General features: G+C 55.2%; 11 protein-coding genes. 2 read left to right on the plus strand and 9 right to left on the minus strand.

The genetic code is table 11. The features are described 5' to 3' along the window. Window positions 1-27 precede the first annotated feature (27 nt). The 4 genes from RHM65_RS05850 to coxB are packed head-to-tail and all read right to left on the minus strand — an operon-like array spanning window position 28 to window position 4295. Entirely contained in the window at window positions 28-915 is an 888-nt protein-coding gene (locus tag RHM65_RS05850; RefSeq protein ID WP_322166881.1) for a cytochrome c oxidase subunit 3, read from the minus strand. A 39-nt stretch (window positions 916-954) separates the two neighbouring features. Further along, window positions 955-1512, minus strand: a complete 558-nt coding sequence (locus tag RHM65_RS05855) for a cytochrome c oxidase assembly protein (RefSeq protein ID WP_322166880.1) — start codon at window positions 1510-1512, stop codon at window positions 955-957. 1 nt (window position 1513) lies between these two features. Then, window positions 1514-3112, minus strand: a complete 1599-nt coding sequence (ctaD, locus tag RHM65_RS05860; protein WP_322166879.1) for a cytochrome c oxidase subunit I — start codon at window positions 3110-3112, stop codon at window positions 1514-1516. A 55-nt stretch (window positions 3113-3167) separates the two neighbouring features. Next, window positions 3168-4295, minus strand: a complete 1128-nt coding sequence (coxB, locus tag RHM65_RS05865) for a cytochrome c oxidase subunit II (protein ID WP_322166878.1) — start codon at window positions 4293-4295, stop codon at window positions 3168-3170. A gap of 388 nt (window positions 4296-4683) precedes the next feature. Between coxB and RHM65_RS05870 the strand changes: the two genes are divergently transcribed. After that, window positions 4684-5337, plus strand: a complete 654-nt coding sequence (locus tag RHM65_RS05870) for a hypothetical protein (RefSeq protein WP_322166877.1) — start codon at window positions 4684-4686, stop codon at window positions 5335-5337. 71 nt (window positions 5338-5408) lie between these two features. On the opposite strand, the gene RHM65_RS05875 is transcribed toward RHM65_RS05870, so the two are convergent. Both RHM65_RS05875 and RHM65_RS05880 read right to left on the minus strand, forming a co-directional pair. After that, complete coding sequence (locus RHM65_RS05875; protein ID WP_322166876.1) at window positions 5409-6116, minus strand: carbonic anhydrase; 708 nt, start codon at window positions 6114-6116, stop codon at window positions 5409-5411. Between the two features lie 166 nt (window positions 6117-6282). Continuing rightward, window positions 6283-7341 carry a PA0069 family radical SAM protein gene (locus tag RHM65_RS05880; RefSeq protein ID WP_322166875.1) on the minus strand — a complete coding sequence of 353 codons (1059 nt, stop codon included), beginning with the start codon at window positions 7339-7341 and terminating at the stop codon, window positions 6283-6285. 293 nt (window positions 7342-7634) lie between these two features. Between RHM65_RS05880 and RHM65_RS05885 the strand changes: the two genes are divergently transcribed. Next, a complete protein-coding gene (locus RHM65_RS05885; RefSeq protein WP_322184468.1) occupies window positions 7635-9281 on the plus strand; it encodes a hypothetical protein in 1647 nt (548 codons plus the stop codon). Between the two features lie 74 nt (window positions 9282-9355). Here RHM65_RS05885 and RHM65_RS05890 read toward each other — a convergent pair whose 3' ends face one another. Genes RHM65_RS05890 through RHM65_RS05900 form a run of 3 tightly spaced genes read right to left on the minus strand, consistent with a single transcriptional unit; the run spans window position 9356 to window position 13200 of the window. After that, window positions 9356-10663 carry a cytochrome c gene (locus RHM65_RS05890; RefSeq protein WP_322184469.1) on the minus strand — a complete coding sequence of 436 codons (1308 nt, stop codon included), beginning with the start codon at window positions 10661-10663 and terminating at the stop codon, window positions 9356-9358. Window positions 10664-10675: 12 nt separating this feature from the next. After that, window positions 10676-12451, minus strand: coding sequence for a GMC family oxidoreductase (locus RHM65_RS05895; protein WP_322166872.1), 1776 nt, complete (start codon window positions 12449-12451; stop codon window positions 10676-10678). Between the two features lie 2 nt (window positions 12452-12453). Beyond that, complete coding sequence (locus tag RHM65_RS05900) at window positions 12454-13200, minus strand: gluconate 2-dehydrogenase subunit 3 family protein (RefSeq protein ID WP_322184470.1); 747 nt, start codon at window positions 13198-13200, stop codon at window positions 12454-12456. Window positions 13201-13612: the final 412 nt, after the last annotated feature.

Below are 13612 nucleotides of genomic sequence, written 5' to 3' on the forward strand. Positions count from 1 at the left end.
CAACACGTTGGCTCCTACAGACGTGGTTTAAAGCACGTAAACGAAGACAAACAAGCCGATCCACACCACGTCGACGAAGTGCCAATACCAGCTTGCCGCCTCGAATCCGAACTGATGTTCGTTATCAAAGTGCCCGCGCATCACCCGCATCAGCATCACAAACAGAATGATGGTGCCGATGGTGACGTGGGCACCGTGGAAGCCGGTGAGCATGAAGAAGGTTGCGCCGTAGATGCCTGAACCCAAGGTCAAACCCAGCTCGTGATACGCCTCCATGTATTCCGAGGCCTGCAACGTCAAAAAGCTCAAACCCAGTAATACGGTGATCGCCAGCCAAATCTTCAGTGCGCCGCGATGGCCCTTTTTCAGCGCATGGTGAGCGATGGTCACCGTCACACTGGAGCTGACCAACAAAATGGTGTTGATGAGCGGCAGGTGCCACGGGTTGATCACCTCTTTGGGGCCGGGAAAAAGTTTCGGATCAGGCGGGCTTAGCAGCGGCCAGGTGTAGTGGAAGTTCGGCCAGAGCATGTGCGCGACGCCCTTGGAGCCTTCACCGCCGAGCCACGGGCCAGCCCAAGTGCGCACGTAAAACAACGCGCCAAAGAAGGCGATAAAGAACATGACTTCGGAGAAGATAAACCAGCTCATGCCCCAGCGAAACGAACGGTCCATCTGCGCGCTGAACAATCCCGAGCGGCTTTCCTTGATCACCGTTCCAAACCAACCAAACAGCATGTAAGCCAACAGCAAGCCACCGACGAAAAAGATCAGCGGCCCGTGGGATTCGGGGCGCGCCGCCTTCAGGTCGTTGAACCAGGTGCCGAGGCCGAACATCGTGGTGAACATGCCCACCGTGGCAATAATCGGCCACTTGCTTTGCGCGGGAACGTAGTAATGCTCGTGAATTGCCATCTTCTTGTTCTCCTAATCGGGCACCCTGATTGCTAGGTCCTAGTTGCCATTGCTGGCGACCTTGGCAACCGGTGGCGAGCGAGCGGTGATGTCGAACAGCGTGTAAGCCAGCGTCAGTTGTTTCACGTCTTTGGGCAGTTCGCGGTCGAGGATGAAGCGCACTGGCATTTCGATTCGCTCGCCCGGCTGCAAGGTTTGTTGGGTGAAACAAAAGCATTCGGTCTTGTGGAAATACACCGCGACTTCTCCCGGCGAAATGCTCGGAATCGCCTGCGCTTTCATCACATGGTCGGTCGGGTTACGCGCCACGAACAGCATCTCGTTGACCGCGCCGGGGTGGACATCCAACACATCGCCCTTCGGGTAGAAATCCCAGACCATGTCGCTGTTATTGCTCGATAGAAATTGCACCCGCACTTGGCGGCTCTGATCGACCACTTGGGAGCCTTCGTATCTGTCGCCGGTCTTGCCGTTGATGCCGAGGGCTTTGCACATCACGTCGTACAGCGGCACCAGCGCGAAACCGAATGCAAACATCAGCACCACCAACATCAGCAGGCGAATGACCAAGCGTCTGATCGAGCGCTGTTCGTTCATGTCAGTCCACTTCCGGTGGCGTGGTGAAGGTGTGATATGGCGCAGGAGACGGAATGCTCCATTCCAATCCCTCTGCGCCGTCCCAAGGCTTGGCCGGCGCCGGTGGGCCGCCACGAATGGTCTTGATCACGATGAACAGGAAGAAAATCTGCGTCGCACCAAAGGTAAAGGCACCGATGGACGAGACCATGTTGAAGTTGGCGAACTGCAAGTTGTAGTCAGGAATTCGCCGTGGCATGCCGGCAAGCCCGAGAAAGTGCATCGGAAAAAACGCGACGTTCATGCCGATAAAGGACAGCCAGAAATGCAGCTTGCCCAGGGTCTCGTCGTACATGTGCCCGGTCCATTTCGGCAGCCAGTAGTAAGCCGAGGCGAAGATCCCGAAAATCGCGCCCGGCACCAACACGTAGTGGAAGTGCGCTACCACGAAATAAGTGTCCTGATACTGGAAGTCTGCCGGAGCGATGGCCAGCATTAGTCCAGAGAAGCCACCAATGCTGAACAAAATCACGAAGGCGACGGCGAACAGCATCGGCGTTTCGAAGCTCAGCGAGCCTTGCCACATGGTGCTGACCCAGTTGAACACCTTCACCCCGGTGGGTACGGCGATCAGCATGGTGGCGTACATGAAGAACAATTCGCCCACCAACGGAATGCCCACCACGAACATATGGTGCGCCCACACGATGAACGACAGAAACGCGATACTTGCCACCGCGTAGACCATTGAGGTGTAGCCGAACAGCGGTTTACGCGAGAACGTTGGGATGATCGAACTGACCGCGCCGAACGCTGGCAGGATCATGATGTACACCTCGGGATGGCCGAAGAACCAGAACACATGCTGGAACAACACCGGATCACCGCCGCCTGCCGCGCTGAAGAAACTGGTGCCGAAATGGATGTCCATCAACATCATGGTCACGCAGCCCGCCAACACCGGCATCACCGCGATCAGTAGAAACGCAGTGATTAGCCACGTCCAAACGAACAGCGGCATTTTCATCAAGGTCATGCCTGGGGCGCGCAGGTTGAGGATGGTTGCAATGACGTTGATCGCACCCATGATCGAACTGATGCCCATCATGTGGATGGCGAAGATGAAGAAGGTCACGCTTTCTGGCGCGTAGGTGGTGGACAGCGGCGCGTAGAAGGTCCAGCCAAAGTTCGGACCGCCACCGGGCATGAATAAGGTCGACACCAACAATAAAAACGCCGCTGGGAGTAGCCAGAAGCTGAAGTTGTTCATCCTCGGCAGCGCCATATCCGGCGCACCGATCATCAACGGGATCATCCAGTTGGCGAGACCGACAAACGCCGGCATCACCGCTCCGAAGACCATCACCAGACCGTGCATGGTGGTCATCTGGTTGAAGAACGCGGGCTCGACAATTTGCAGGCCGGGTTGAAACAGCTCGGCGCGGATCACCATGGCGAACGAGCCGCCGAGCAAGAACATGCAGAAGCTGAACCAGAGGTACAGCGTGCCAATGTCCTTGTGGTTAGTGGTCAGCACCCAGCGCATCAACCCCTTGGCGGGGCCATGCGCATGGTCATCCACATGACCGATATGGCCATGGTCATCGATCACTGCACTCATGATCTGTCTCCTGCAAAGCAGTCTGCGAAACAAAGGGAACACGCTATGGACGAAGTCATTTGGCGTCCGCCTGTTTCAGAGCCAACACGTCTTTAGGGGTGACCATGTCGCCTTTGTTGTTACCCCAGGCATTACGCTCGTAGGTAACCACTGCCGCGATATCCACCTCTGAAAGCTGTTTACCGAACGCCGCCATCGCCGTACCCGGCCGACCATGGAACACCGTGTTCAAGTGACCTTCTTTAGGTCCGGTGACGGTTTTCGAGCCTTTAAGCGCCGGGAACATCGGCGGCAAGCCTTGACCTTCTGCTTGGTGGCAGGCCACACAGGTGGTGTGATAAACCTTGTCGCCACGAGCCACCAACTCATCCATCGTCCAGTCCTTGCTGGTCAATTCCTTGAGTTTGGCGCTTTCAAGCTTGCGCCCGGCCAACCAGGTATCGAAGTCCGCCTGGCTCTTCGCTTCCACCACAATCGGCATGAAGCCATGGTCTTTGCCGCACAGTTCCGAACACTGGCCGCGGTAGATGCCTGGCTTGTCGACACGGGTCCAGGCTTCGTTGACGAACCCCGGAATGGCGTCACGCTTGACCGCAAACGCGGGGACCCACCACGAGTGAATAACGTCAGCAGCCGTCACCAGGAAACGTATTTTTTTCCCCACCGGAATCACCAGCGGTTCGTCGACCTCCAGCAGGTAGTTTTCTCCCTTCGCTTCTTTGTTGTGAATCTGGTCGGCGGGCGTCGCCAAGTTGCTGAAGAACTCGACGTCTTGCCCTAAATACTTGTAATGCCACTTCCACTGATAGCCGGTGATCTGAATATCGATGTCTGAGGCACCGGTGTCGTACATTTTGATCATGGTGCGGGTGGCTGGAATGACCATCACGATCAGGATCAACAGCGGCACTATCGTCCAAGCAATTTCGACGCGGGTACTCTCGTGAAACTTGGCGGCTACTTGCCCGGTAGAGCGCCGGTGAAGAATCATCGACCAAAACATCGCCCCAAAAACCACGATGCCGATGACCACACATATCCAGAAAATGGTCATGTGCAAATCGAATATCTCGTGACTGACTTCAGTCGCTCCCGGCGCCATATTCGTTGTCCAGGCGGCTTGCGCTTGGCTGAATATCGACCACAACAGGAGGCCCATCCAGACTCGTGGATGTCGCATCATTGCGGGTTCCCCTTATCGTTCTTGTTATCCCGCCGGCTTTCACGTTCACCTGCGGCCAAGGGAGCGACTGTCAAGAATGGTGGCTTGACGGTCGGGCCAAGGCTGCGAATGCAGTCGGGCGTCGCCAACTAATCTTCCTTTCAGACCCGAGTATAGACACCGCCTCGGACCTCGCAATGTGAGGAAGCAAAAACTCGTTAGCTGGCTAAATTGTCGATTCGCGGCTATGACGAGCGCACAATACAGCGGCAAAAGAAGGCCGCTTATATGGCTCACCCACAAATGTGTGAACCTGTTATGACAAATGCGTCTGAGGAAATTTTATAAGCAGGCTACCGTATGGCTTCGTTTTGCTTTTTGCCTTATTTCACTACGTTCAGGAGTTTTCATGAACACCGCCGCTTTGCGCGAGCAGATTCAACATGCGCTCAAACACGAGGCTGATACCGGCCAATTGTCGCGTCAGCTTGAAACTCAATTGCCACACCTGCACCCCGCTATTCATGTCCCGGAATTGGACGCGAAAGGCGTTTTGACACGTTTTGTAGCAGCTTATATCGAACTGGTTCCCGACTTGCTCGATGCAGCCAATGAGGTGGCCATCGAAGCGGGTATCGAAGCTCAGATCAAGCCGGTCTTGAGGATCGCCGAACAGTTTTTCCTCCAGCCGCCTGCAGTCCTGGCCGGCCATGAAGGGCTAGACAGTTTGCTAGACGAAGCCTACCTGGCCCATCGCTTGGTTGAAGAAGTGAATGACCTCTATATCACGCATTTTGGTCAGCCTCTGATTCCATCGAACACCACGGTGGCGAGCGTTATCGCCCACCAGTTGATCGGCGAAGCGTTTGCCAACCAACTGGACGAAGCCGTGCACCACGCGGTGGATGAAATGCTCGACGATGACAGCTTCGCGCTGGAATCGGTTGAAGCGTATCGCGAACGCCTTAAAAGCCCCGCCACCGAAGCTGCATGGAAGCGCTGGCCGAGCCTGTCGCGCCAGTTGGGCGTCGGGCTTGATTTGGACACGTCACACACGCGTTAACTGCAAGACGGCCTCGCGCACGACTAGGGCCGATCCAACGCCCGCTGTCGTGCGCAACCCCTTTCCAAACGCTAGAAACGCGACTTGGGCGTTGCCACCGGAATACGGTGTGCGCCATCAAGCGGAAGGAAACTATCCTGCTCGGCGTCATAGGCCAGAATGTCACTGGTTTCGATGCTGTAAACCCAACCGTGAATAAACAACTGACCGCTGGCCATCTTCGACGCTACTGACGGGTGCGTGCGCAAATGCTGCAACTGGGCGATCACGTTTTCCTGAGTCAGAACGTGCATGCTTTCCTGTTCATTGGCACAGTGACAATTGTCTTCCACCACCGTTTTCGCTACTTCGGCATGCCGCAGCCAGGCTTTGACCGTGGGCATTTTTTCGAGGGTTTGCGGGTTGAGAACGGCCCGCATCGCGCCGCAATCGGAGTGTCCGCAAATAATGATGTGCTGCACACCCAGCGCAACCACGGCGTATTCGATGGCCGTGGATACGCCGCCATTCATCTGCCCATAGGGCGGCACTACGTTGCCTACGTTACGGGTCACGAACAAATCGCCGGGTGAACTTTGGGTGATCAGCTCCGGCACAATCCGCGAGTCGGCGCAGGCAATAAACATCGCCCGCGGACGTTGGACGGTGGCCAAGCTCTTGAACAGCTCTTCCTGTTTCGGGAACACTTCGTGGCGAAAATGCATAAATCCATCAACGATATGCTTAAGCGCGACATCGGCGCTTTCCGCAGCCGGGGGCTGTTTGTCATTGTCACTCATGTTAATCGTCTCCAACGGAACGTGGCCGACTGGCCACTTTGACTGAACGGTAACCACATAAGCTTAATTGAAACTCAAACGCCAGGTCTGTCCGTGCGCAGTTAAGGTGGCTCGGGCGACCCACTAAACCGGTAGGGGCCAACTTGTACAGGGAGATCGCGGCACACTATAACAACGACATCTGCCCACCTGGCGGGCAAAACGCATCGCAATCCAGGCTGAAACTTTCCCGATGATTTAGCCCAAGACGCTTCAACGCGACGCTGTAACGCTGGGCCAGTAGATCGGCGAATGGCCCTTCACCTCGCATGCGCACACCAAAACGACTGTCGTATACCTCGCCACCGCGAACCTGCCTGATCAGGCTCATCACATGCGCTGCCCGTTGCGGGTAGTGAGCGTGCAGCCACTCCTCAAACAACGGCGCCACCTCCAGCGGCAAACGCAACATGACGTAGCTGGCACTTAATGCACCCGCAGCTTTGGCCTCGGTCATCAGATTTTCCAACTCACTGTCATTGATCATCGGGATCATCGGCGCGCACAACACACCGACAGGAATACCCGCTTGACGCATAACCCGAATCGCCCTTAGCCGTGCCTTAGGCGCCGCAGCGCGGGGTTCAAGAATGCGCTTTAGCTCGTCATCAAGGGTCGTCAGACTAATAAACACAGACACCAAACGCTGTTTGGCCAGCTCCGCCAGCAGGTCAAGGTCGCGCAAGATCAACGAACCTTTAGTGATGATCGTCACCGGATGCCGATAACGCAGCAGGACCTCAAGCGTCGCCCGGGTGATTTTGTATTCACGCTCAATGGGCTGATACGGATCCGTGTTGGAACCCAAGGTAATTGGCGCACAACGATAGCTTGCCTTGGACAACTGCTGCTCAAGCACCGCTGCAGCGTTGGTTTTGGCAATCAGTTTGGTTTCAAAATCCAACCCCGGCGACATATCCCAGTAGGCATGGCTAGGTCGTGCATAACAATAAATGCACCCATGCTCACATCCTCGATAGGGATTGATCGAACGGTCGAACGGGATATCCGGTGAAGTGTTGCGGGTGATGATCGTCTTCGCTGTTTCGCTGCGGACCTCAGTGCCTTGGGTCATCGGCACTTCTTGGTACCAACCATCGTCCTCGGCCACGGAACGATTGGGCGCAAAGCGGTTATGGGGGTTGCTGGCGGTGCCGCGACCTCGGAGGGGAAGGGCGTTGGACATGAGGATTTTCTCTGTACTGTTTATACATACAGTACAACCAAATAGGGGCTTTCTCCATCTGTCTGTCAGAAATGGCCTCTGAACCGATAGGCGGCAACCATAGCTTTCAAAGAAAACTGTGCAGTAAGTGTCCGATTAAATCGCATTGTTTGTAATTGATTTTACGTCACACATTGAAACTACCTAATTCCTACAATTATTGTAAATTCAACTATTGTTTTTTTGCGATGTGCAAAAAAACTGCTGTATCGCTGTACTAAAACCACACTATTAATTTTGAAAAGGATTTCAAATTGAATAACATCACCCCATTCAGCGCCCTGCTCGGCGGGTCGCTAATGTCCCTGGCATTAACAGCCCATGCGAATGTTCCGTTTGCGATCAACGACAAATCCTTTGATCAGTATTCTTGGGTAACCACGCATAACTCTTATGAGAAAATCAATCAAAACCTGGCTGAGCTGCCCCGGCAGTTGCGGGACGGCGTACGCGGTTTTATGTTGGACCTTTATGTTAATGACACGAATAAAGCGGCGGAAGTTATTAAAGTTTGCCACAAAACAATCGCCTGTTACGGCGCATGGTCAAATCAGCTTAAAAACGAATTCATCCCGTTCCTCAAGGATAATCCGTCGGAGGTGGTCACCCTCTTTTTGGAGACCTACGTCGAGCGCAAGCACCTGCAGACGGTGTTCGAAACCATTCCAGAGTTGGCACACTATTCCTTCAACCCCGACAATTTTTCCGGCAGCAACTGGCCTACGCTCAGCGAAATGGCGAAAAATAATAACCGGCTTATCCTCCTCACCGACCGGGCTCATGTCAGCGGCGACTACACCGTTAATGGGAAAACCATCACCGTTCTGTATGAAAGTGACTGGGTGGTATCCAACCACTGGTCAACGCTGGGGATGACGACGCTTAGCCATGACTGGTCCTGCCCTGCACGAAACCCTAACCTGCCAATCTCGACCGCGAAGGTCAATCAAGCCACAGGCAAAGGTTCTTGGAATCGCCTGTTCTTGATGAATCAATTTCATGGGGGCACATCGACCATTTTCGACTCGGCGGCCAAGGACAATAACCTGACCTACCTCGCTCGTCGCGTTGAGACCTGTGGAAAAACACCGAATTTTATCGGTATCAACAACTATCAAAACGGTGACACAACGCCGTATGCCAAAGCATTAAGTGAAGGCGGGATCTATTTTTGGGAAGAAAACAATGCGGACCGCAAACAGGATGCCGTGTGTGTCGTTCCTCGCGGCAAAACCACGCTGAGCCTCCCAACTCGGGGCTGCGAAAATGACGAAGCACGCTCGCTGTCGCTGTCGGGCATGGCCAAGGGTACTCGAATCACCGTTTCCGACAGCAAAGATGGCAATCAAAATGATGATTACACCGTCATTAATCTTAAACGTGACATTGGCATTAACGAACGCGTTGTAATTCCAACTTTTGACGCCGATTACAATAACAACACCTATTACGTGGTGAACTATCGCAACAATGGCTTAGACGGTAAGGTGTCCAGGATTGTCGTGGATGAGTCCACTTCCGATTCGCTGCGTCCGATCATGATGATGTATGAAGGCAATAATATTTCGCAGAATCGGGTGTGTACAGTACCTCTGAACGTAAGTGACAGTTTTAACATGAAGACCCATAAACATGGTTGCCGCAATGACGAAGTTCGGTCGCTGAAGCTGTTTAAAGCAACCAAGGGCTCATCACTGGTATTTGCCGGGAACCCTAATGGAAGTCATAACCAGGGCGTTACTGAAATTAGTATTCTGAAGGACATTGATTTCCCCGTTCGCATCAATTCGTTCGATACCTCGTTCACCAATGAATACGTTCGCGTGGTCCACAGGGGCAATAAAATCGACGGGAAAATTTCCCACACGCAGGTCCACTATAAAAACCCGCTGCTCAAATAACACGCTGCCTGCAGGCCGTTAGCTTTTAACATTAAGATGCGGCCCGCTGCTCGGGCCGCATTTTTACGTCAACGTCAGTTGTGTTGCGTCACCTGCCCCAAGTCATCGCTTGACGTCGTTTTCAGGTCATCCTGACGCAGCTTTTCGACATCCCCCGCTTTTACCAACCCAGCCTGATTCCCCCAACTGCTGCGAATAAAATTCACCACGTCCGCCACTTGTTGGTTGGACAATCGCCAGGCAAAAGCGGGCATCGTGAAGGTTGATGGTGCTGTGTGGGTGGCGGCCAAAGTGCCGCCTTTGAGGACGAGGTTAATCAACGACGCCGCGTCTTCTGATTGCAGTACCGGGTTGCCTGCCAATGCCGGAAACACTCGGGTGTAGCCTTGACCATCGGTACGGTGGCACGCCGAGCAATTGTCGACGTACACCGCAGCGCCGACTTTACTGTCGTCACCTTTCCATAGCGCCTTGGCGACGGCTTCGTCAGACGTCTGCGGCTTATCGTCGGCATCATTCGCGGGCAAGGATTTCAAGTAGCGGGCAATCGCCGTCAAATCCTCATCGCTCATGTACTGCATGCTGTGCACCACCACGTCGGTCATGCCGCCGAATACAGCGCTGTGGTCACTACGACCGGTCTTGAGAAACTGCACCAACTGGCCTTCCGACCAACTGCCCAAGCCGTCTTTGTGATCGCCGCGCAGGCTTTTGGCGATCCAGCCTTCCAGCGGTGCGCTGCCAGACAAATACGCTGAACCTTCGCTCGCGCTGAGGGCTTTCTCCTGCATGCTGATGGCGCGCGGGGTGTGACAGGCGCCGCAGTGCCCGAGGCCTTCGACCAAGTAAGCGCCGCGACTGACCACGGCATCCTGTGCGACGGAAGCCTGATAGTCCTCGACCTTCGGCGCGAACATCCAGCGCCAACCGGTCAACGGCCAGCGCATGCTCAACGGCCACGGGATATCCACGTCTTTGTTGTCTTGCACCACCGGTTTGACACCTTTCATGAAGTACGCGTAAAGCGCATGCATGTCGTCTTCTTTCACCCGCGCGTAGGACGGATAGGGCATTGCGGGGTAAAGCGAGGTGCCCGCTTTCGACACCCCTTGGCGTACTGCTTTGTCGAAATCCGCAAAGCTGTACTCACCGATGCCGGTTTTATCCGGGGTGATGTTGGTCGTGTAAATAGTGCCAATGGGCGTCTCCATGGGCAGGCCACCAGCGAACGGCTTGCCACCCTTGGCCGTGTGGCAGGCCACGCAGTCGCCGGCACGCGCCAGGTATTCACCTTGTTTGATCAGCGCTGCATCCGAGTCGTCAGCCGCAAAAACAGGTGCGCCGAAACAGAGCGCCAAGGTCGCGATAAGCAGATTTTTCATGATCATCGCTCCTTAAGCCTGAACCAGCGGGCCAGGGTTCTTCAGGTACTGTTCGCGTATCGCCTTGGCCGACCAATAGGTCAGCGCAGCCACCAGACCTGTGGGGTTGTATCCCAAGCCCTGTGGGAAAGCGGACGCGCCAGGCACAAACACGTTATGCACGTCCCAGCACTGCAAATAGCGATTGATCACGCTGGTTTTCGGGTCGGTGCCCATGATTGCGCCACCGTTGAGGTGGGTCGTCTGGTACGCCGCCGTATTAAAGTGCTCACCGACTTTTTTACCCAGCTGGGCAATGGCTTTAGGGTTCATGGCTTCGGCTACTTTGGTCAGTTTCGAGACCATGAACTGGTTCATCTTGATGTCGTTTTCTTGCCAGTCGAAGGTCATCCGCAACAACGGCTGGCCGTAGGAATCGCGATAGGTTGGATCAAGATCGAGGTAGTTTCCTCGGTACGATTGATGCGCGCCGTGGGCGTCCATCGACACTTGGTGCGAGTAAAAATCGGCAGTCGTACGCTTCCAGGCGCTGCCCCAGGTTGGAGTGCCCGGTGGGTTGGACGTACCGGCAATCGGCCGACTGCCAGCCTGGTTGACCCACATGGGTGAACCCCCGACAAAGCCGTGCGGCCCATGGTCAAAGTTATCGGCGTTAAAGTCGTCTATCGCTACGCCCGCGCCACCGGCACCAATGAAGTTATTGGTGTAGACGTCCTTGTCGAAGAACGCCTTGATGGTCGCCATGTTCTGGTAAGCAAAGTTTTTCCCGACCACACCTTCTCCGGTTATCGGGTCATACGGCTTGCCGATTCCGGATAACAGCAGCATCCGTACGTTGTTGAACTGGAAAGAGCCCAAGATGACCAGGTCCGCGGGTTGCTCCAGCTCTCGGCCTTGGGCGTCGACATAGGTCACGCCAGTGGCTTTGGTCTTGCTGCTGTCGAGGTTGATCCGCAGCACATGGGAGTTAGCGCGAAGTTCGAAAGCCGGCACCTGTTTTAGCGCCGGCAAGATGTTCACGTTGGGCGACGCTTTGGAATACATGTAGCAGACGTAGCCGCTGCAAAATCCGCAAAAATTGCACGGCCCCATCTGCGCGCCATACGGGTTGGTGTAAGGCCCAGACGTATTGGCAGACGGCAAATCGTACGGTTTGTAGCCAACCGCGCCGGCAGCGGTGTGAAACAGCTGCGCGGAGTAGGTTCTTTTCTGTGGCACCAGTGGGAAATGATCGGAGCGATCTGGCGCATAAGGGTTGCCCGGTCCGACATGCTGACCTTTGACCGTGAACGCCTGGCCCGAAGTGCCGAACACCTTTTCAGCGAAATCGAAATAAGGTTCCAGCTCTTCATAGCTGACCCCGAAATCCTGAATGGTCATGTCCTTGGGAATAAAGCTTTTGCCGTAACGCTCTTCGTAATGGCTGCGCATGCGCAACTCAATCGGGTCGACCCGGAAATGCACGCCGGACCAATGCAAGCCTGCGCCACCCACGCCGTTACCCGGAAGAAACGCGCCAAGCTGACGGTTGGGCAGGGCCACGTCATTGACGCTGTGCCGGATGGTCACGGTTTCTTTGGAGATGTCCTGAAACAGCTTTTTGCGCACGCTGTAGGTCAGCTCATCGATCACCTGTGGGTAATTGCCATCTGGGTAGGTGTCCTGCATCGGACCGCGCTCGAGCGCTACGACGTTTAGGCCCGCCTCGGTCAGTTCCTTGGCCATGATGGCGCCGGTCCAGCCGAAACCGATAATGACTGCATCGACCTTCTTCATTATGGTTGCCATGCTCAAGCTCTCTCGCCGCGAATCGAAACTGCCGGGAACGGATAAGGCTCGTTGCGCTCAACCCAGTCCATGAAGTCAGCGCGGGCGCCGGGAAATCCGACCATGGTCCAACCGACCAAGCCCTTATTGCCGCCATGGATGGGGTCGCAGAAAAAGCCTTCTTTAGTGTTTTGCACCAACAGGTTGAAAAACATAATCGGCGGTACGCTATCGAACGCGGCTTTGCCCGCTTCAAGCTGTTTGAGCGTTTCATCCTGAGCCGCCGTGCTCAGCTCAGCGAACGGCTTGCCTTTCTGCTGTTGGCACCAAGCGTCGCAGGCTGCGATGCCCAACCGGTAGATTTCCTTGGGCACCAACTTGCTCTGCCAACCCATTTCGGGCGGAGCGTCAGCCACAAACGGCCCCTGCATGAACCACAACGCACCGCTGGCATAGGGCGTGCTCATCTGGCGGTCGATATATTCCGGAGCGCCGGCTTCGAGGGCACCGGGACCTTGCTCGTCGGCAGGAATCAAACGGGCGACTGCCGCTTTGATGAAGGCCCACTCTTGGGCGGTGAAATACGTGGGTTCGTACACCACATTGCTCGGCGCAGTCGCCGGTGGCGGCGTGGCCGTAGACCCTGCGACGGGCTGCGCCATCACCACGCCGCTGCCTAAGCCAAACCCGGCACTGGCGACGGTCACGACCGGGATCAACGTCAGGGTTTTGCGCAGAAACTCACGCCGGGGGTTGTCTTGTTCAGACATGGGGAGACCTCATCTTGCGAGCACGGTTAAGGGGCCGCTCGGCGACGGCTTGATCTTCTTCTTTTGGGGGCTGTTCCGGTCGCGCAGACGAGGCATTACCGCCTCAGTTACTGATCACGCCAGCAAACATTAGTTACAAAGGTTAGCAGGCTATGATTAAGAAAAAACGATTCATCATCAAATAAGCAGATCTTTTCGACGAATGAAACCGGTATCAGGTCCTATTTCATCGTTTATAGGGTCGAAAAACCGATGCAACTGCACCGCTTAACCTGTAGGAGCTGCCGAAGGCTGCGAAGCCGGTACGGCTCTGGGTTTCATTGGCACGGTTGATAGCAAGCAGCCGTAGAGACGGTGGGAGTAGGCTTGCCTGCGAAGAGGCCCATCGTCACGCCGCTGATGTCGACCTGAA

It is taken from the genome of Pseudomonas sp. CCI4.2 (assembly GCF_034350045.1).
Classification (GTDB): Bacteria; Pseudomonadota; Gammaproteobacteria; order Pseudomonadales; family Pseudomonadaceae; genus Aquipseudomonas.